Here is a 17,093-nt window from a genome sequence, read left to right on the forward strand (position 1 = left end):
TCAAATCCCAGAAGAAAACTCCAATAATTTTTTATGATTTCGTAATGCTGAAATTCCATCTTCTACATGAAATGCCCAGGCTTTTACTCTCTCTTTTTGATCTAACTCAGGGTATGTCAGTTCGAGCAATAACTCGGTGATCTGAGCGGTGTCTCCCAGCCAGGTGATCTTATCCAGCACCAGAGACCCATCGAGTTTTCGTTGGTCACCTTGGTAGCGAAATCCTGACTCTATCGAGCGGAAAAAAGCAATGCGAGCAGCTATGTTGGGCGTTACCCCAGTCATGCTCTTTAGCCGCTTTAACTGCTCTTCAGTTTGTTGTGTTAATTGCATGCGGTTAGGGAGCATTAGCAAGCCTCCTTTTGTTGCCAGAAGTAGCCATCTTTTAGATACGAACACTTCATCAAACCATCAAACATCAGCTGATAGGAGTGGGATATGTCGTCGCGCAGCTGTTCTGCAAAGTAGCGTTGATCGACCTCGGTATCTGTTGAGAGGAGCACGACCTGATGGCTCGCTTGTGGGAAATAGTGTTCGATCAGCTTATCTCTGTGGTGCGAGTCTAGCCTGCCCAGCGGTGTATCGATAATGACAGGCAATTGTCGACCCGAGGTTTTTGCCAAGGCTTCAAGAATAGCGATGGCATATATCTGTTTCTCACCGGCAGAGAGCAGCTTGCGATTGATGCTAACACCTTGCTCATCGACAAGCTCCACATCGAAAGAGGCCGGATTGATCCTGGCCTGGATTTGCAAATCTTCTTTGCGGGCGAGCTTACGGTAGGCAATTGAAAACGCAGCCTCCAATCGCTTTACCCTAGCCATGGTCAAGACATCACTATATTCATCCAGTAGCTTAATGGTTTCATGGGCATGCTGAACTGCACTATTGTCATTAAATTGACTTCGCACTTTATCGTGGAGTTTTTGAATGTCCCGTGCCACAAGCAGTTGTTTATTAAGAGCCTGCTTGGCTTCTTCAAGTAGCTTCTGGTAGTGATGGATCTCCTGCTGCCGTTTGTTATCGAGGGCTCGCAACGCTTTGAAAAGGTTGAGGAGCTGCTCATCCTCAGGTGCTCTGGCTATATTAGTTGCGGCCTGCTCCAAGGCGTGCTCAACCTCTTGCAGTCGATCTCTAGATGCACGGAAACGCTTGTTAGCGTGCATGCTCTCTTGCTTGATAAGCTGCTCGATAACACCAAACTCACGCTCCGAAATATCGAGATGAACTTTGCCTTGTGGTTTATTGGCCAGATATTGCGAGAGCTGGCTCTCGATTGCCTCGGCGGCAATTTTGCCCGCCTGCGCCGATTGGAAGGCAACTTCTCCCTGCAAGGCTTGCAGGAAGTGGGTGAGCTCTGTGGTGAAGTGTTGTGTCTGCTTCAGGCAAGCTTCGGTCTCGAGCTGAGCAAGTAAGTGGGCCAAGGTATTGGGGGCCAACGAGAGAGGCAGATAGGTCTCCATCTCATGGCGGATCTGTTTTTCTAGCTGTTCTTTTTCTTTGAGCAGTAGGTCGACACGTTGCTGCTCTTGTGCTTTGGTGAGAGCAAACGCCCCCCCTTCTGCAGCGAATTGTGCTTCCATTTTTTTAATTTGAATGGTCAGCCGTTCAATGTCGTTATGTTTATAACCTGCTTTGACGCGAAGGTGCTCTGCGTCTGCGCCATGTCGGGCGCACTCGGCCTCCAATGTTGCTAGGCGCTTTTGCTGCTGAGCTCCAAGGCACTGTGCATCTACCCGCTTAAGATAGATCCCAAGATCACTTTGCAGCTTGCTGACAAGATCCAGCCCCAGCAAACGGCGAACGGCAGTTTTCAATACCTTGCCTGATTCATCTTCAGCCAACTCAGCAATCTTCTCGCCATCGAAGAAGAAGAGATCCGCAATACCATGAGGGATAAGCTCATTAAGAAAACCTTGGCACTGATCGTAATCGAGTTCCTCTTTTGCCTTGCCATCCTGGAGTAGCATCAGGCGATCTTTTTTCCCCCGTTTCCAACTGCGGATAACGGTGAACTCAGATTCAACACCGGCCTTATTGTAGGTAAAACAGAGTTCGATACTCGCCTTATCAGGACGTTGAGTATCATTGACACCGTTATGGACTAGGGCGGCTAGAAGATCGATATAGTCTTGCTGGCTATAGAGACCGTCAAATGCGAGGCGACCATAGAGAGCCAGTCTAATGGCCGTTAGTATTGAGGTTTTGCCGGCACCATTGAGGCCACCAAACAGTACTATGGGGCGATCATTGAGTTTGCTCCCATCCTGAAGCAGACGTGGGCGAGGTGCTAGGTCAATCTGATGGCTGCCACGAAATACACGGAAGTCATGCAAGGTGAGGCTCTTAATTATCATCTGTGACTACCTCGTTCAGCAGACGGCTCATGTCATGGGCATCGTTTAGTTGTGACTGCACTTTTTTAAGCTCAGCCTCTATATCGTTAATGGTCTTTTGGTGTTGGTCACGCTGATTTCTTTTTTGCAATGTGACCTGTTTTTGCTGGATATCTTCCAAAGAGCCCCAGTCCTGTTTCAGGATGTTGCCAATCTTGTCAAAGACCCCTTGGCGTTTACTCAGCCCCTCCAGTGATATTTCGAGTTCAATTAGTTTCATGACCATCTCGGGCTCTACTTCATAGTGAGCCGTGAGTTGTTCCAAGAGCTCGGCATCGCTGGCATCGAAGCGAGACTGATCATCGACAATCCAATTGAGGTCTTTGGCATAGACATCACGATAGATGTGGGGGAGAGAGTCCTCCCAATCTGGCTCGTTGGGATCTTTTAGCCACTGTTGGCGGATTTCGTGTAGCTCGGGCTCGGTAATCAGGGTGATGCTATGGCCCTGCTCATTGAGGGCTTTCTCTGTGCTGAGCAGATCTCGCAGCCACTGCTGACGATATTTGAGCCAATAAGGGCCGGGTACATGCTTACGTTCGCTGGCAATGTCCTCCCCCTCTTTAGCATATTGGTAACTTACCTTGCCAGTGCGTCGCTTATAGTTTCGATATGTGTCTTTCTGCTCCGGATCTGTGGTTTTTGCCAGTAGATCACGAAACTTCAATAAAGGGAGCATCCAATCCTCACCGTTTTGAATCAGGCTCTCCATGGCCCTGTCTTTGGTGACCACGGTGCAGGTCCAGCAACCAAAGCGTGAGTTACCGCAAGAGGGAGTACTCTCATCGATGACGAGTGGACATTCACCTTGGCCTGATGAGTCCATATACAGTGTCCAGAGTGGGCGATTGTTGCCGCCCCATGGACTTTCCCATTCCTCAACATCATCAGGGGAATATTTGAAGGCGCCACGCAGTAGCTTCCAGACGTCTTCCACATCCCAGGTATCGATGGGGGTGTAGATGAAGGCATTGGCCAGTGTGGTATGGCGGGCAAGACGGGTACCATCAATTTTGTGCTTGGCAATCACTTGAGCACGGGAAGCACTCTCGCTGCTGCGAGATCCAAGCACGACTATCACTTCTTCAAACTGGCTGACCTTGTCTTTTATAAAGTCACTGACCGGGTTGATCTTCATCCGCTCTGTACACCAACGGAAATTACGAGTGGGTGCTGGATAGCCTTTGCCGAGCAGGTTGACCCAAAAGGTCTCATTGGTCTTAGGTACAACTGGATGAGCCGTGATTGGCAAGCCATCACGCTTAGCACCGGCTTCAATTTGCTTCATGGTCTTGATGATGAGGTCAACCACGACCGGTGTTTCAACGAGGGTATCCGATGAGACAACGAAGATGGGTTTACTACGCAGCTCAGGTTCAAGGCCTAGCAGTGCTAGGTAGACGAGAGTGACGACAGCAGATGAGTCTTTGCCACCGCTATAGCCAATTACCCAGGGGCGCTTGTCGGCGCAGTAGATGCGCTGAACCTCGGCCACATAATCGGCCAACAGTTTACCGGCGAAAGGCTCGAGATTGATAAAGTCTTCATAGTCGGCCAGGTCATGGGCCATTTGTAAGGTGCTCATTATTGTACAACCTGCTCTTCGAGCACCTTTTCCTCAGGAGTGAGGGAAAGGTTCAATGCTTGTTTAAGGGCGTTGCAAGTGAGCTGTATCGCGGTAGTCGATTTACTCAGTTTGCCATGCAACATGGTACGGCGCAGCCATTCAGGATTGGTCTTGCGCCAATCGATATTTTTAAGTTGTGCCAAGTCATCTTGCCAAGTATCAGGGTGTTCGCAGATAAGGCTACGCCCCATCATGCCTAATGCATGCAGGCCAACTCCATGGGCGTGGACATACTCTTGTCTGAGTTGAGCCGGTGAGACCTCTTTGCGATTGGCCATCTGCCAATCTGGCATATTGCGATAGACCCCTTGCCAAAATGAGCATGCCAGGTTGGCCTCAGCATCGCTAAAGCCCTCTTTCGGGCCCTTACCCAGTAAGGCCCTGGTTGCTTGTTTAATGCTGCTCAGGGTAAAGAGCTTGTTTGACAGGGCAGAGATACTGGACTTTTCAAGTTCGGTCAGGCCCACGAACGGCTCGGTTGTCATCGCCAAGTGTCTGGCGAGTTCTGAAGATTGATCCCTGTGGTCATAGAGAGTCCCCAAGGAAGGGCTGGGTTTGACTGCGTATTTGTTGAGGTCAGCAAACATTTGTTGGCTCCTCTGCAGACCCTCATCAACAAAAAACAAAACTGGAATATTGTCCTGCCCTAATTCGGGGCGCTCTTCCATCGCCTCTTCAATGGCTTTGCGTCTGTGCTGGCCATCGTTGATCAGGATCTGAGCATCCATAGGGATGCGCAGTATACCGAGATTGTTTGAGTTGGGGTGCTCATCAAACTCAACATCCACTGCAATCGAGGCTGTCAAAGCCGAGAATACGTAGTCTTTCGGATTATCAAGTAGATAGCGAACCATTTCCGGGATCCGGGATTTGTTGAGCGAGCGCTGGGCCCTCAGCTCTGGCGGCACTTCACGCTCATCAAAGCTGAAAATCTTGGGGATGATGCGAAGCGGACAGGTTGCGATGTAAAAGGGGCGCCCTGCCTGTATTCCTCGCACTGCCGGAAACGCATAACAATAATGGGAGTCAAAGGTGCTCATAAGCTGGACTTTAACGCTGAAGTGATTACGTCAAATTTTACGTAATTTTTTAACGTAATGCATGTGAAAAAGCATTAAAAGGCCCTTTTCATGAGCAATTTGTGAAGTTTTAGAAGGTTTTACGTCAAAATTGAGCATATTTTGAACCCTAGGACTCGCTTACCTGCCCGAGCAAGGTTTTGCTCAAACTCGTGCCGGCTGAGGTTTAGGTCTTGGGCAAGGTCGAGTGCCATGAGCTTGCCGAGGCGCAACTCCAGCGATCTCTGCTTATCCCAATCTGGATGCTCAGGGTCCATCAAATAGCTTTTATTGAGTAGCGGGGGGCGTTTGTGCTCATCCATATAGTCGAAGAAATCGACCTCCTGCTCGGCCATCTTGATCTTCACCCGCTCCACCAGATGGGGGATGGGTTTGCTGAAGTCGTCATACCCCATCAGGCTCACCTTGCCGGAGCGGATGTGCAGCTTGATCACGTCGATATCGGTCAAGTCACCGTAGAGCTGGCAAGCCGCGCCGAGGTAGACACGCAGCAGCGGCGGTAATTGCGCAATAAAGCATTTGTGTAGCAGCAGTGAATGGCTGGGATAGAGCAGGCTGTTGGGTAGCAGTTGATGGGCCAGCTCGCAGGCCTGGTTGATGAGGGCGATATCCGCAATCTGGTAGAGCAGTGCTTTGGCGGCCTGCTGTGCCTGCGGGTTGCCACCGAAAAAGGCTTTGATATCCCGCTGCAGCTCGCTGGGGTAGTGGGTATAGGTTTGGCGTTTGCCAAACAGGTTGAGTGCCAGGTAGACCAGCAAATCTTGCTGCCGCTCCAGCTCGGCCTGCTTTAACTGGGCAAGGTCAAAATGCTGGCCAAGCAGGGTCATTGCTTTGCGATGGCTGCCTGCTATCTCTCTTAACTCGTCGCTTTGTTCAAACTCGTCATTGGCTGGAATTCGGCCAAGGGTCAGCGCCCGCTGCCAGAAGGCTTCAAACAGCGGTTGATGGCGAGTGATCAGTAGTGCTGCTGCGGCCTGATGGTTGGGCGTGGGCGAGGTCAGCTGTTGCCAGCTGTGGTTTCGGCGTTGACGTTGTGCCAAAAAGCGCTGCTCTTCGAGCTTGTCTTTGAACACGTAAAAGATGCCGGGCCCCACGGCGATGGCATTTTCATCGAGTGTTCTGTCTATGTAGTGCTTGAGCTCGCTTTGGTTGTAGTAGCGCTGAAAGGTGTTGCGCGAGGTGATAACGCCATCTTTATAAGGGGTGAACTGGGCAATAAAGCTGTCGTTGGCCAGCATGGCCGAGACGACCAGCAGGGTTTGGGTCAGCTCCCAGGCGCCGAGCAGCGCCTCCATCCGCTCATCTTGATCCTCAATCACGTTGATCACAAAACCGAGATTGACCAGATGGGAGACCACCTTCTCCCCATCCGGGCGAAAGTTCGGGTCCCAGCCCAGCGCGTCAATACCGTGTGCTTCCAGCTCCCGCAGGTCATCCCCCCGGCCGCAACCGTAATCAAACAGCGCATAGTCGCCGTTGAGATAACCATGGCGTGCCAGCATCTTCATGGGGGCTGAGAGTTCATGGCGAACCAACGCGGTTTTATGGCGATCAATTTGTGGGCCCCCCTCTTCGGGCGGCAGGGCGGAGGTGCGAAACAGGCGCCCATCAACCAGTTGGTATCCATGTCTTGCGATAAGCCGCTCCCACGATGCTTTGAAGCCAATCATGCGGGGATGAGCGTAAAGCCCTGCCAACACCCCCTCTTCGGTGATCTGGCGACAGCTCTCTGCCTGTGGGTGATCAGGGAGCAGCATGCTCTCTTTGCGATGCAGAATGGGGGGATTGTCCAGGCTATCGTAGCGGGTAACGGTATGGCTCAGTTTGGCCAGATCAACGGTCACGCTCTGCTTGAGGCTGGGGTAGGCCTCTTCGAAGAAGGTGGGGTAGCACAGCAATGAAAGGCGAAAATCGCGTTTGGCCAGTTTGACCAGATGCCACTCATCGTCTGACAGTTTAAGGGCCTTGGCCACGGCGCAGACAAATTGGCTTAAGAGCGAACAAGTGTGCTGCAGCGTTTCTCTGTGTAGATAGACAGCTTCGGGCAGCTCTTTTTTATAGGGAAGGGTGGCAACCAGCTCGTGAAAACGTGACGGAGTCAGCATCAAAGCCATCCTTGCAAGGTAGAGAGAGCGAGTGTGCGCGGCAGCCGTCGCTCTTTATACTCAATAAGATGAGTCATTGCGCGACATTGCTCGGGGCCGTGACTCAGGTGCAGCGGCCGATCTGGCCCATAAAAGTAGATGCGATCAAAGGGCGTGTTGCAGGCGAGCCAATTGGCGATCTCTGTGCTGTTGTGAGTTGAATACATTAGGTCGATAGCTGCACCTTGGCGGGGGCAGATCAATTGGCCTTGTCGGTTCAGTTCGCAAGCCGCATGCTGATCTAACCGAGGAGCGATGCGAGGTTGAGGCTTGCCCTGTATGACGCGACGTAATCGATGGCCGCAAAATCCAAAGCTGATGAGCGGCATGCCAAATTGCTCGACCAAGGGATCGAGTAGTTTTTGTGCCAGAGCCTGATAGGCGAGCCAGCTGGCTTTTTGCTGAGGTGAGTTCTCACACTGCAATCCTTGCCAAGTTTCTCCGCAGTGAAACAGCATTTCGAAGGTAAAGTAGTTGCTACAGGCATGGGTTAGTTCCATGGTGCATTTAGTCGCTTTGAAGCAAAAAAAATCTAGAACTATATGTACAGAAAATGCTCTTCAAATGAAGAGCATTTTCTGTTATGGGGCTGAATTTCATCAAATTGTTCGTCGTATGACTCCTGTCTCAGTGAGAGATACAGCTCCTTCACTCCCTGCCACGAGATGATCTAGCCGCCGGATATCAACCAGAGCCACTGCATTCTGCAGGTGCTGAGTGCTCACAATATCCGCCCAGCTGGGCTCTAGGTGAGCAGATGGATGGTTATGCACCAGCATCAGCGCAGCTGCATTGAGCTCCAGCGCACGTTTAACAACTTCTCTTGGGTAAACAGAGGCACTACTGAGCGTGCCGCGAAACAGCTCCTCATATGCCAGGATCCTATGCTGGTTGTCCAAGAGCAGCATGGCAAATACTTCATGCTCTCTGCTCTGCAATAGGGTTTGTAGTGCCAGCTGTGCCAAGTGTTTGCCGGTAATCGCTTCTCCTTTGGCCAGTTTCTGACGGGCAATCTTGTGGGCGATAGTCAACAGACCCTCTTCGTTAATCAGCTCAGTGACAGATAGGTGCCGGGGAGCTCCCCGGCGATCAGTTTGTGATGCAACATGATTGTGCTCCATATGCCATCGCCCCACCGCAATGGGCGTAGCAGGGTTGGAGAGGTATTTAGTGAAGGGGAAAACGCTGGGTTAGTCAGTAGTGAATCATAACCACGGTATCAGTGTGGCCACCAGTGGATATGCGATCACGCCTTGGCGCAGTGAGTGATGTCCGCGCTTATCGTGGGGTAAATCGCGATATAGACATAGCCGTGACTGCCAAGGCTATCAGCTTCACAGGTGAAACCACCGTGCTGGATAGTGATGCAGTGCTGGTGTTGGGCATCCAGATCGCCCGTTAACAGTTTGGTTTCCATTGCTTTGATGATCTCCGGTAAAGCTTCGTCGAGCTTGTCTATCTGAATCTGACTCCACTCACCGATTAGACTGGCTCGATCGGATAGAAAATCGAGTCGGTAGCTGCTTTGTATCAGACGAGCACCAAAGCGTGGTGTTATATCACGTGGCAGACCCCAGCTAATACCGAGATCACGCGTGTAGGTTTGGGGAGCTACAGAGTGTTCCGTCTCTGCGGTAGGTACTTCGGAATGGGTTGTGGTCATGATTAGCGATACCTCAGTTGAATGTCTATACAGGTGCCGGGTACGTTGTGGCGCTGGCGTAGTCTGGTCAGGTGCTCTGGGAGGTCTGTCAGGTTTGTCAGTCGCCCTCGGTAGAGCCGGGAGAGATTGACGTAGTCAGGATGGCTCACGGTGATGGTCACCTGATGCCCTGGCTGCCAACGACCAAATAGACGGGTCTTGGCCTCTTTGATGGTGGTGATGCCGGGAGCGGGTAACGTCTGCCGGTTGCGCAGATGCAATTTGTTAAGCTCGGGGGCATAGCTATGCACCTCGAGTCCGGTGATAAGACGGGTCATGTTCGGTGACTCCAATGATGCAAAGGGCCAGCCTGGAAGGGTTGGCCCTTTATGCTGTTTGTGGATGAGCGAGACAGTCGGGCGTCAACGAGCGCAGTCAGTCGCCTCGTTGATAACCGGCTTGCAATTGAGTCGGTCCAGCAGGTGCCGCGAGCCGTATTGAGCCACCAGCCGGTCTATGGCCATCTGGGCACAGGCCGCTCTGCTGGGCTTATTTTCAGGTATGGCGTAACGCGCGGTGAGCCAGCCACCGATCAGCGCAATGCGTTAGCCACTAGGGATGTGGGTGAGCGACGTCCCTATACCCCTCCCGTGAATTAGGAAGGGCACTGCTTGGCCGCCGATGTCGATATCGATGCGCTAGCCCTTGAGCTCAAAGGTGGTGAGCTCGCCAGTTTGCGGATGTTTGCCGGGCACCTTGATGGAGATGTTCTTCGTCATGTCACACCTCCGGTTTGGCTTCAAAGTGGCGTGTCACAACGCCCGCCTCTGGGTCGATGCTGATAAACGCCGGGGCTTGTGGGTGGTACTGGTAGAGCCACGCCAGCTCGGCACGAAACGCCTCGACGTTTGGCGCAATCACATGACTGGTATCCCCCTCGGCGTAGGTAAAGGTCTCCAGCTTCTCTGTGTTAATCCAGATGCCGAAATACCAGGCGTCTTCCTCGGTATCGTATTGCTGCCAGCCCTGGGCCAGCAGCGTGCGGTCGTAGTAGTAACGGTCCGCTTGATGGCTGCCTCGGTCGATGCGGCAACCTGTCACAGTGAGCTCGAACGGGATACGCCCTGCTTTGTGAGCCTTCTTTACTCTGCGCAGCAGCTTGAGGGCTTTGGCTCTACTACGGCCATTACCGAGTGGTTGCGGCTGCCTAGCCCGCAATCCCAGGTGGGTCATTATCTTCGGCGCGGTGTTGTGGTTCAGCTGACCGATGGTAGTGGTGATCTGCCGAGCGGTCAGGGTCTTGTAATCACGTAGGTCGTGCATGGTTGGGTTCCTTAAAATGCAAACAGCCCCTCGGAGTGAGGGGCTGTATGGGGTTTTGTGTGTGCTGGTGGTCGTGGCTCAGGTGTGACTACTCCAATCCGGCTTGTCATCACTACCGTGGTTGACGTAGGCCCCGACAATTACCCGTTGCCACTCACCGACCGGCTGACCCGCTGCATTACAGGCGCAGCGAAAGCGGGCGAAGTTAATCTCATGTGGCAGGTGCTCACGCATATCCCGTGGACTGACAAAGAGCGTGGTCTTGTGCAACACCGGGTTGGGGGCCACCAGCGGGTCACCAATACGCCGCCCCTCTACATCGTGGGCATAGGCAAAGCCCGGCAGCATCAACTGCTGATTGATGAGCTTGGCGAGTGCTGGATGGGCACACATGGCCTCCGCTACGGCGGCCTGGCTAAAGCTGTCGTTGAACTCAATCATTGATGTTTCTCCATTTCTTCAGGTGCTCGGTAAGCCGTTGCCAGCAGCGCAAACTGTTCAACGAGGTAACTGATGCTGATGCCCAGTTCATCGCTGACCCCATCCCCGAGACGGTGATGCAGGTGTGCCATGTCATCAGAGATACGTTGTGCTATCTGGGCGGTTGAGCTCGATGGTGAGCTTGTCACTGTCAGAGTGATGGAAAGGTTCATCACATCTCCCCCCAGGGGGCTTGCTCCCACAGTGACAACCGGGTCAGCACGTCTTGCGCGAGAGCCTGTTGCAACTGCTGAATCACCTTCACCAGCCGGGGAGCCCGCTCAGGGCTCCCGCTCCATTCACTCGATTGGTACAGGGCGCAGCAGGTGAATTTGTACAGCGCCACCAGCTCGCTATCGGTGAGTGGTGCCTGGTGGTAACGGTGGGCAGGTTTAATCTGTCCCAGCTTGGTCGAGCAGTGCTGGCGTGGTTCCTTCTGCTCTTGATGGCGTCCTAACTGATAGCGATGCCAGACTGCCCGCCGGTTGGCGAGCATCATCAGTCGCACTAACCGGTCTACCCGCCACGTCCAGGTACTGGTGACATCCATTGGTGAGTTCCACCAGAGGGTGCGCAGCAACTCAAGGGTGTAGTGCGGTGGCATGGGGGCATTGCAAAAGCGGTGCAACTGCACGGCAAAGGCCAGGTAGTCCTTGCGATCAATCATGAAGGCAGACATGGAAATAGCTCCTTGAAATGCAAAAGGCCACTTTTGGTGAGGTGGCCTTGTGAGTGATGGTGTTGGACCTGATGATCCGGATTGGCTAATCGCGCAGCTGATGTAGCAGCACATCAATGACCTCGATGCAGTCAGCCTGGGTGAGCTGGTAGCCGTTAGGCAGGTAGGCCACGATGGCGGGATCTGCCTGCATCTGGACGTTATCTGCCAGCCAGCCGCGCAGCTCGAGGAGGATATCGAGGGTGGTGAGGTGGGTTTTGCCTGGAGTCTGGTTCATAGCTGGCCTCTCCCTTTCAGGGATACCACGCCCTCAGCACCGACCACCAGATGGTCAAGCAACCGGACATCCACCAGCGCCAAGGCCTCTTTGAGGGCTTGGGTAAAGACCCGGTCAGAGTAGCTGGGTTCCGGGTCACCACTGGGGTGATTGTGGACCGCGATAATGGCCCCGCTGTTAAGCAGCAAGGCCCGCTTGACCACTTCCCGTGGGTAGATGCTGGCACTGTCCAAGGTGCCACGAAACAGCTCCTCAAAAGCCAGTACGCGATGTTGGGAGTCGAGGAAAAGTGCGCCAAACACTTCATGCTCCCGATCCTGCAACAGGGTTTGCAGTCGCTCGGTGGCCTCTGTAGTACTGGTAATAGCGGTGCCTTTGGCTAGGCGCTTGCGGGCAATTTGGTTGGCAATACGCAGCAGGTCTTGCTCTGTCACCGGCTCGGTGACGACATACGTGCCGGGGCATTCCCCGGCTTTGAGTTTGTGGTAACGCATGGGGTCTCCAAATAAACAAAACCCCGGCGCGCATGGAGCATGTCGGGGTGAAACTGTGGTGGTGTTCAGTTTGCCGTGGAGTGGTCTGCTGGGTTTCCTGCTACAGCTATGGCTTCTCTCTGCACCGGTATCAGTGGTCCGGGGACCAGTACGTTGAACGGGATAGCGAGTGCCAAACTCAGCCGTTCTCCCAGTTCATAGGCAGGGCCGATTGTGTCGTAGTCTGCCACCCAGGTGGCCAAGGCAAGACCGCTGGCTTCCACTGCTCGCAGGTAGACACTGTAGCCCTGCACGGGTAGGCCACTGTCACGTACCACCTGCGTCTCGCCATCCCGATTAATCGCTCCAAGCTCAACGGCGATCGGTTGTTTGGGCATCATGTGCCTCCTCTTGGGGTAAGGGGTCACTCTCCACGCAATAGCCGTGATGAATGCAGCTACGCTGCAGGTCGCTCAAAAAGCTCCCCAGCACGCGGGGCTGCTCAGAGAGCGGGACAGGTCCTGCTTGGCAGCGCCAGAAACAGCTACGAGTGGGGTTCACGCAGATTTCATCGACATGCTGACTCATGGTGCGCCAATCCTCGGCATTGGTGAGGGAGAGCAGTTGCCACTGCACGCCAGACCAGCGCAGATGTAGCGTGACGGTGCGTGCATGTTTGCTACAAGGCGTCAGGTGCAGCAACCAGCGCTCGCCCTGGCGAATCGGCAGCAGCTTAGCTTTAGCCGCGACCAGTCCAAGCCACTGGCGTGAATAGTGAGAGAGCGGCAGTCCGTTAGTCATCACACACCTCCTAATCCCCACTGACCGTAACGGAGAAATACCCCAACTGGGCGTAGCTCATGAAATTGCTCTGCCACAGGGCGAACAGTTCCCGCGCTTCCACGCCGGGCAGTGGCCCCCAGCCTTGTAGGTAATGCTCGTCGCAGGAGAGGTTGAAGTCGAGCTCCTTGCAGAGCTCGGCATCCTGGCCCACTCCCTGATAACTGAAGTCGGTGATGTAATCGAATACCCAGCCGTGTAGTCCCCGAATAAGCCGCAGCTCTACCGGATGTACGCCACCCGTTTCGGCACTGTAGTTGGGGCTGCGAAAGTTAAAAGTCAGGGTCGATAGGTGGGTGAGGTCGAGCGGTTGTTCCTGCACGGCGCTGCGCAGCAAGTCAGGCAGCTCGGGGGAAATCGGCAGGGCCATCCCTGCCAGGTGAAATGGCATGGTCATCATGGTGTGTCCTTTCGTATCGAATTTGAGAACCGTTAATCCCTGAACCAGCGCCAGGCGCGGTAGAGGCCGTAGGTTGCAGCCAAAGGCGCCGCCAGCGAGGTGGCCGAGCTCCCCAGCAACGCACCGACTGCGGCGGTCACAGCGGTAGTTGCTGATGGGTTCAGTGCCGTGCTGGTAACCATGCCAGGCAAGGCCGCAAGGGTAGGCTGCCGAGCCACAGTGCGAAGCGCCTGATGTGCGATACACCCCGTGGCAATCAGCTGGCTAATCTGCTTGCTGTAGTGAAAGCCCTCGATACACCAGAGCACGAAGTGCTCGCAGTTGTTAAAGAGCGTGCTGTAGTGCGCCTCTCCAAGACGCGAGTAAGCGCGGTCGATACTCTCCTCCCGGTTATAGGCGCGTGCGCTATGGTGCTGGATGCGATAGCCCCGCCCTTGGCTAAACTCGGCAAGCGTGGTGATAGCTATCTGACCGGAATGTATTCCGGCACTGACCCCTTGGTAATGGATGACCAGATGGTCCCCCAGATAGAGACCGTGGTGCTGGTAACCGGTGCGGGGGGAAACAAGGTGGTCCCCTGATTGTGGTAATGGCATGAACCGTTCCTTAAATAAAATTCGACATAAAAAAGAGGGCACCCGAAGGTGCCCTGATGGTGGTGAATGTGTGGAGACTTGTGGTCAGGACTGCTTTCGCAGCGTCAAGCTGCTGGCATCCCATACCCAGCGCTCGCTGGGATTGCCGGGCAGGTCGAGGGTGAAACCGTTGGGGGCGGGGGTCAGCTTGCCTTCATCGCTGCAGGTACCAAAGGGTTGTGAAAGCATGGTCAGCGCCCCCGCTTGAGCAATAGCTAACTGGTAGAGCACCGGGCATGCCACTCCGCCACTGTGCAGCTCAAACAAGACCGCCTGCCCGTTGGCCAGCGGCAAACGGTGCGTGAGTTTGATGGCGTCATATTCATCGGTGCGCAGCAGCACTTCACCCCCATGCCGGATCTCGATGTTGTCATCACCATTTTTCACGATGGTAAATGACGTGGTACTTGATGCAGCTGACGCAGGTGCAAAGGAGGGCTCGAAGTAACGACTGCCATCTGAATAGGTGAGCATAAAACCGTTCAGGGCAACCGGCTGGCTGACACTGGGTATGAGCCTTGGCTCATCTTCATCCTGCGGCATCAGCATGATGCGTTCCCCTTTCGAGGTCTCTATCCAAAACTGCATGCTGGCGAAATTGAGGGTGCCTTCAACGTTGGCCGGTACCCGCTTAGTGACTGTTGGCACCGTGAATTCAGGCGCCGCCCAGGCCGGTAAGGCAAACAGCGATAACCATGTGCACCACAGTGCCAGTTTGATTCTTTCTGTCATGTCACTCTCCAGACGACTTATTCAATGGTGTAAGAGGCATTGCCCAGATTGGTGAAGAGGGTGACCTCTCTCAATCGGCACGGTTCGGTCATGACCAGTCGCCAGCTTTCGGTGTAATTGAGCTTGAGTGGGAAATGGGTCCCCCCAAGCTGACCACCGATATCATTGCGCAGCATCACCCGGCATTTACTCTTGCCGCCATTGATCAGCACTTTCTGAATAGTGACTTGATCGTTGAGCGAGGTGACGACGATCTGAGGCCGTCCAATAGCGGTGTACTCCACGTCTAGATTGAATTCTGGGCCATCGGCAGACTCTGCATTGCAGGCACTCAGTGATAGGCCAGAGGCCAGCAGTAAGGGATAAAGCAGTGTGCGATTCATGATCTCTCCTTAATAAAATGGCAAAGGGATGCCTGACCGACGAGGCGAGCCTGTCGGACTAACGGGTGTAAACGTAATGGGTTAATGGTGGTGCAGGCTGATAGCCAAATGCCACCAAGGGGATGGATTGAGGTTAGGTCGTGTCGAACTCCTTTCGATGTTGGGGTGACTATTTCACCGGATTAGATCTAATAAGGCGATACTCATCGCAAAGGGTCCTTAATGTCAATAAAAGTCCATAGTCAACTATCAGGGTTGACTGGAGGACGTATGACAAGCATCAACTCTGAAGAGTTGGCCAAGAGCGTGGGCAAAGCGATTGGACGCCAACGCCAGCAGGCGGGGCTGACTCAGGAGCAAGTGGCAGAGCACTTAAAGATAGGTATGGAAGCCGTCTCTCGAATGGAGCGAGGTCTCGTAGTGCCGACGGTCGTGCGGCTCGCTGAGCTGGCTCAGCTGTTTGAGTGTGAGCTTGCAGACTTTCTGCGTGAGACCAGCAACCGCCCCATCGAACAAGGCATTGTGCTCAGCCAACAGTTAGCCAAGCTCGATGCAGCCGACAGAGAGCTGGTGATGGAGGTGGTTGATAAGCTGGTGGCACGACTGGCACCTTAATGGCTCGTAGTGTGTACCGATGACAGACCTGATAACTTGGGAGGCAACAATGGTGCTCTCAAGTGGATTTAGTGCGATCTGTGCTTGATGTCTCCTGATGATATCTATCCGAAATTGTTTTCAGTCGTACTGGCTGCGCGATAACTGGGACCTCTAACTGATCACCCATATTGCCTCATGGTTGTCAGATACTCATAAGGAGTCCTTCCCAGTTTTATTTTCAAGGTGACTTTCCGTGGAATAGTATTCTGGAGGAAATGCCAAAACCTGCAAAAGCTGCTCTCGGATTTCTCTAGCCGACGAGCCCAGATCTACGGTGGCAAATCGAATCTCATGGTTCTGGATCACGACAGCCTCGTATACCATATAGCCAACCGAGGGATGAAGGAGCAACCCAGAGGCGTTTTCGGCTAGAGGGTCACCTTTACCTTCCTGAGACCTCAAGTAGGCGTAAATCTGATAGAGATATCCGCTGCGAAGTGTTTCTTCCCGATACCAGCCACGTTTCACAACGGAGTTGAACTTCGTGTCAATGACGATACGGCGTCCCGCATCCGAGTGGTCTAGGATGATGTCGGTTCGCATCGAGGGAAGGATCTTGTCTATGCCGAGAGTCTTTCTTTCAATCTGCCAGCTCATTGTTTTGCCCGCATCGACGCGCCACCCGCTCTTGGAAAGCACGACATCATAGAATCCGGCGATCCCTTTCTCGTAAAGCTTCCGAATCCAAGTAATGTCTCTATCCGGCAACGATAATTGTTTTGCGCCAGTGGCCTCTGTAGGAAGGGCAATATTGAAAGCCAGATGAGCCGCAGCCAACATCGGCTTATCATCTGCGTCGAGCCTCCCGAAGCGATCCATGGATACCTCGCTACGATTGGGACGTTTTCCAATTACCCCCATGCGTTTCAAGCTTGCTGCCAACGATCTGCATCGGTGTGCCAACGACCTACGGCGAACGACTTTGGATATTTCTTCCAGAGCTGCCCGTACAAAGCAGTTTCGGGTTGTATCGATGGTCAACTCATCGAATCGGCAAGCAACCTTTCCGCGATCAAGTAATCGACGCCTTTCTGTGTTCAGTTGGTCAATACGCCCACGCACGCGGCCAAGAACAGCCTCACGGGATTGATAGCCATAACTCAAGTTGCGCCGAATACGACGCTCGACGCGACGGCACAGAATTTCTGCAACTAGGTCTGGGATGTCATCAGGGTTATCCTCTACGGCGACCTTCGCCTTTTCTATATCTCTAAATAAATCAGATGCATACAGCATCAGCAGCCAAAGATTACGCACCGGGATGCTACCGATACGGCCAATCTCTTCCTCGGCGTCTGACATCAAATTGGCCACTTCAGGTGTCAC

22 protein-coding genes and 1 pseudogene are annotated in these 17,093 nt (G+C 53.5%); 1 reads left to right on the forward strand and 22 read right to left on the reverse strand.

The window, feature by feature from the left end; all coding sequences use genetic code 11:
• The 21 genes and pseudogenes from dndE to AAHA39_RS07745 form a co-directional block, all read right to left on the reverse strand.
• The gene (gene dndE, locus AAHA39_RS07645) at positions 1 to 348 is read right to left on the reverse strand and encodes a DNA sulfur modification protein DndE (protein WP_268031515.1); all 348 of its coding nucleotides are present in this window, start codon (positions 346 to 348) and stop codon (positions 1 to 3) included.
• Positions 348 to 2,357, reverse strand: a complete 2,010-nt coding sequence (gene dndD / locus AAHA39_RS07650) for a DNA sulfur modification protein DndD (RefSeq protein WP_268031514.1) — start codon at positions 2,355 to 2,357, stop codon at positions 348 to 350. Before dndD ends, dndE begins: the two co-directional genes overlap by 1 nt.
• Positions 2,347 to 3,981 (reverse strand): DNA phosphorothioation system sulfurtransferase DndC, encoded by a 1,635-nt coding sequence (gene dndC / locus AAHA39_RS07655; protein ID WP_268031513.1) that lies wholly within the window; start codon positions 3,979 to 3,981, stop codon positions 2,347 to 2,349. The genes dndD and dndC overlap by 11 nt, the downstream gene beginning before the upstream one ends.
• Positions 3,981 to 5,063 carry a DNA sulfur modification protein DndB gene (gene dndB / locus AAHA39_RS07660; protein ID WP_268031512.1) on the reverse strand — a complete coding sequence of 361 codons (1,083 nt, stop codon included), beginning with the start codon at positions 5,061 to 5,063 and terminating at the stop codon, positions 3,981 to 3,983. The genes dndC and dndB overlap by 1 nt, the downstream gene beginning before the upstream one ends.
• A 119-nt stretch (positions 5,064 to 5,182) precedes the next feature.
• Positions 5,183 to 7,207: a DNA phosphorothioation-associated putative methyltransferase gene (locus AAHA39_RS07665; protein WP_320656862.1), complete on the reverse strand. Its 2,025-nt coding sequence runs from the start codon at positions 7,205 to 7,207 to the stop codon at positions 5,183 to 5,185.
• The gene (locus tag AAHA39_RS07670) at positions 7,207 to 7,746 is read right to left on the reverse strand and encodes a hypothetical protein (protein ID WP_320656863.1); all 540 of its coding nucleotides are present in this window, start codon (positions 7,744 to 7,746) and stop codon (positions 7,207 to 7,209) included. The genes AAHA39_RS07665 and AAHA39_RS07670 overlap by 1 nt, the downstream gene beginning before the upstream one ends.
• Positions 7,747 to 7,845: 99 nt before the next feature.
• Positions 7,846 to 8,354 (reverse strand): annotated as a pseudogene (locus AAHA39_RS07675) (JAB domain-containing protein).
• Positions 8,355 to 8,492: 138 nt separating this feature from the next.
• Complete coding sequence (locus AAHA39_RS07680) at positions 8,493 to 8,909, reverse strand: type IV toxin-antitoxin system YeeU family antitoxin (protein ID WP_320656864.1); 417 nt, start codon at positions 8,907 to 8,909, stop codon at positions 8,493 to 8,495.
• A gap of 2 nt (positions 8,910 to 8,911) precedes the next feature.
• The gene (locus tag AAHA39_RS07685; protein WP_320656865.1) at positions 8,912 to 9,226 is read right to left on the reverse strand and encodes a hypothetical protein; all 315 of its coding nucleotides are present in this window, start codon (positions 9,224 to 9,226) and stop codon (positions 8,912 to 8,914) included.
• A 442-nt stretch (positions 9,227 to 9,668) separates the two neighbouring features.
• On the reverse strand, positions 9,669 to 10,211 hold the full coding sequence (locus tag AAHA39_RS07690) for a hypothetical protein (protein ID WP_320656866.1): 543 nt from the start codon (positions 10,209 to 10,211) through the stop codon (positions 9,669 to 9,671).
• 78 nt (positions 10,212 to 10,289) lie between these two features.
• Positions 10,290 to 10,652, reverse strand: a complete 363-nt coding sequence (locus tag AAHA39_RS07695) for a hypothetical protein (protein ID WP_320656867.1) — start codon at positions 10,650 to 10,652, stop codon at positions 10,290 to 10,292.
• Positions 10,649 to 10,864 carry a hypothetical protein gene (locus AAHA39_RS07700; RefSeq protein ID WP_320656868.1) on the reverse strand — a complete coding sequence of 72 codons (216 nt, stop codon included), beginning with the start codon at positions 10,862 to 10,864 and terminating at the stop codon, positions 10,649 to 10,651. Before AAHA39_RS07700 ends, AAHA39_RS07695 begins: the two co-directional genes overlap by 4 nt.
• Complete coding sequence (locus tag AAHA39_RS07705) at positions 10,864 to 11,370, reverse strand: hypothetical protein (protein WP_320656869.1); 507 nt, start codon at positions 11,368 to 11,370, stop codon at positions 10,864 to 10,866. Before AAHA39_RS07705 ends, AAHA39_RS07700 begins: the two co-directional genes overlap by 1 nt.
• Before the next feature lie 85 nt (positions 11,371 to 11,455).
• The gene (locus tag AAHA39_RS07710; protein WP_290041077.1) at positions 11,456 to 11,647 is read right to left on the reverse strand and encodes a hypothetical protein; all 192 of its coding nucleotides are present in this window, start codon (positions 11,645 to 11,647) and stop codon (positions 11,456 to 11,458) included.
• Positions 11,644 to 12,141, reverse strand: coding sequence for a RadC family protein (gene radC, locus AAHA39_RS07715; RefSeq protein ID WP_265763432.1), 498 nt, complete (start codon positions 12,139 to 12,141; stop codon positions 11,644 to 11,646). Before radC ends, AAHA39_RS07710 begins: the two co-directional genes overlap by 4 nt.
• Before the next feature lie 65 nt (positions 12,142 to 12,206).
• On the reverse strand, positions 12,207 to 12,518 hold the full coding sequence (locus tag AAHA39_RS07720; protein WP_320656900.1) for a hypothetical protein: 312 nt from the start codon (positions 12,516 to 12,518) through the stop codon (positions 12,207 to 12,209).
• Positions 12,493 to 12,921, reverse strand: a complete 429-nt coding sequence (locus AAHA39_RS07725) for a hypothetical protein (protein ID WP_320656870.1) — start codon at positions 12,919 to 12,921, stop codon at positions 12,493 to 12,495. The genes AAHA39_RS07720 and AAHA39_RS07725 overlap by 26 nt, the downstream gene beginning before the upstream one ends.
• A 10-nt stretch (positions 12,922 to 12,931) precedes the next feature.
• Positions 12,932 to 13,357: a DUF2787 family protein gene (locus tag AAHA39_RS07730; RefSeq protein WP_320656901.1), complete on the reverse strand. Its 426-nt coding sequence runs from the start codon at positions 13,355 to 13,357 to the stop codon at positions 12,932 to 12,934.
• A gap of 35 nt (positions 13,358 to 13,392) precedes the next feature.
• Positions 13,393 to 13,956 (reverse strand): lecithin retinol acyltransferase family protein, encoded by a 564-nt coding sequence (locus AAHA39_RS07735; RefSeq protein WP_320656871.1) that lies wholly within the window; start codon positions 13,954 to 13,956, stop codon positions 13,393 to 13,395.
• 84 nt (positions 13,957 to 14,040) lie between these two features.
• Positions 14,041 to 14,727, reverse strand: a complete 687-nt coding sequence (locus AAHA39_RS07740) for a hypothetical protein (protein WP_320656872.1) — start codon at positions 14,725 to 14,727, stop codon at positions 14,041 to 14,043.
• A gap of 17 nt (positions 14,728 to 14,744) precedes the next feature.
• Positions 14,745 to 15,110, reverse strand: a complete 366-nt coding sequence (locus AAHA39_RS07745) for a hypothetical protein (RefSeq protein ID WP_320656873.1) — start codon at positions 15,108 to 15,110, stop codon at positions 14,745 to 14,747.
• Between the two features lie 270 nt (positions 15,111 to 15,380).
• On the opposite strand from AAHA39_RS07745, the gene AAHA39_RS07750 reads away from it, so the two are divergent.
• Complete coding sequence (locus AAHA39_RS07750) at positions 15,381 to 15,725, forward strand: helix-turn-helix domain-containing protein (protein ID WP_320656874.1); 345 nt, start codon at positions 15,381 to 15,383, stop codon at positions 15,723 to 15,725.
• Positions 15,726 to 15,917: 192 nt separating this feature from the next.
• Here AAHA39_RS07750 and mcrC read toward each other — a convergent pair whose 3' ends face one another.
• Positions 15,918 to 17,093, reverse strand: a complete 1,176-nt coding sequence (gene mcrC, locus AAHA39_RS07755; protein WP_320656875.1) for a 5-methylcytosine-specific restriction endonuclease system specificity protein McrC — start codon at positions 17,091 to 17,093, stop codon at positions 15,918 to 15,920.

It is taken from the genome of Aeromonas sp. SE22 (genome assembly GCF_038739755.1).
Lineage (GTDB): Bacteria > Pseudomonadota > Gammaproteobacteria > Enterobacterales > Aeromonadaceae > Aeromonas > Aeromonas jandaei.

What these genes read in the sequence shown, in the direction of transcription:
- dndC (WP_268031513.1), bottom strand. Translation starts at nt 3,981, where the DNA reads ATGAGCACCTTACAAATGGCCCATGACCTGGCCGACTATGAAGACTTT.
- AAHA39_RS07710 (WP_290041077.1), bottom strand. Translation starts at nt 11,647, where the DNA reads ATGAACCAGACTCCAGGCAAAACCCACCTCACCACCCTCGATATCCTC.
- AAHA39_RS07680 (WP_320656864.1), bottom strand. Translation starts at nt 8,909, where the DNA reads ATGACCACAACCCATTCCGAAGTACCTACCGCAGAGACGGAACACTCT.
- dndD (WP_268031514.1), bottom strand. Translation starts at nt 2,357, where the DNA reads ATGATAATTAAGAGCCTCACCTTGCATGACTTCCGTGTATTTCGTGGC.
- AAHA39_RS07720 (WP_320656900.1), bottom strand. Translation starts at nt 12,518, where the DNA reads ATGCCCAAACAACCGATCGCCGTTGAGCTTGGAGCGATTAATCGGGAT.
- AAHA39_RS07685 (WP_320656865.1), bottom strand. Translation starts at nt 9,226, where the DNA reads ATGACCCGTCTTATCACCGGACTCGAGGTGCATAGCTATGCCCCCGAG.
- dndE (WP_268031515.1), bottom strand. Translation starts at nt 348, where the DNA reads ATGCTCCCTAACCGCATGCAATTAACACAACAAACTGAAGAGCAGTTA.
- AAHA39_RS07745 (WP_320656873.1), bottom strand. Translation starts at nt 15,110, where the DNA reads ATGAATCGCACACTGCTTTATCCCTTACTGCTGGCCTCTGGCCTATCA.
- AAHA39_RS07750 (WP_320656874.1), top strand. Translation starts at nt 15,381, where the DNA reads ATGACAAGCATCAACTCTGAAGAGTTGGCCAAGAGCGTGGGCAAAGCG.
- radC (WP_265763432.1), bottom strand. Translation starts at nt 12,141, where the DNA reads ATGCGTTACCACAAACTCAAAGCCGGGGAATGCCCCGGCACGTATGTC.
- AAHA39_RS07700 (WP_320656868.1), bottom strand. Translation starts at nt 10,864, where the DNA reads ATGAACCTTTCCATCACTCTGACAGTGACAAGCTCACCATCGAGCTCA.
- AAHA39_RS07695 (WP_320656867.1), bottom strand. Translation starts at nt 10,652, where the DNA reads ATGATTGAGTTCAACGACAGCTTTAGCCAGGCCGCCGTAGCGGAGGCC.
- AAHA39_RS07740 (WP_320656872.1), bottom strand. Translation starts at nt 14,727, where the DNA reads ATGACAGAAAGAATCAAACTGGCACTGTGGTGCACATGGTTATCGCTG.
- dndB (WP_268031512.1), bottom strand. Translation starts at nt 5,063, where the DNA reads ATGAGCACCTTTGACTCCCATTATTGTTATGCGTTTCCGGCAGTGCGA.
- AAHA39_RS07690 (WP_320656866.1), bottom strand. Translation starts at nt 10,211, where the DNA reads ATGCACGACCTACGTGATTACAAGACCCTGACCGCTCGGCAGATCACC.
- AAHA39_RS07735 (WP_320656871.1), bottom strand. Translation starts at nt 13,956, where the DNA reads ATGCCATTACCACAATCAGGGGACCACCTTGTTTCCCCCCGCACCGGT.
- AAHA39_RS07665 (WP_320656862.1), bottom strand. Translation starts at nt 7,207, where the DNA reads ATGCTGACTCCGTCACGTTTTCACGAGCTGGTTGCCACCCTTCCCTAT.
- AAHA39_RS07705 (WP_320656869.1), bottom strand. Translation starts at nt 11,370, where the DNA reads ATGTCTGCCTTCATGATTGATCGCAAGGACTACCTGGCCTTTGCCGTG.
- AAHA39_RS07730 (WP_320656901.1), bottom strand. Translation starts at nt 13,357, where the DNA reads ATGACCATGCCATTTCACCTGGCAGGGATGGCCCTGCCGATTTCCCCC.
- AAHA39_RS07725 (WP_320656870.1), bottom strand. Translation starts at nt 12,921, where the DNA reads ATGACTAACGGACTGCCGCTCTCTCACTATTCACGCCAGTGGCTTGGA.
- AAHA39_RS07670 (WP_320656863.1), bottom strand. Translation starts at nt 7,746, where the DNA reads ATGGAACTAACCCATGCCTGTAGCAACTACTTTACCTTCGAAATGCTG.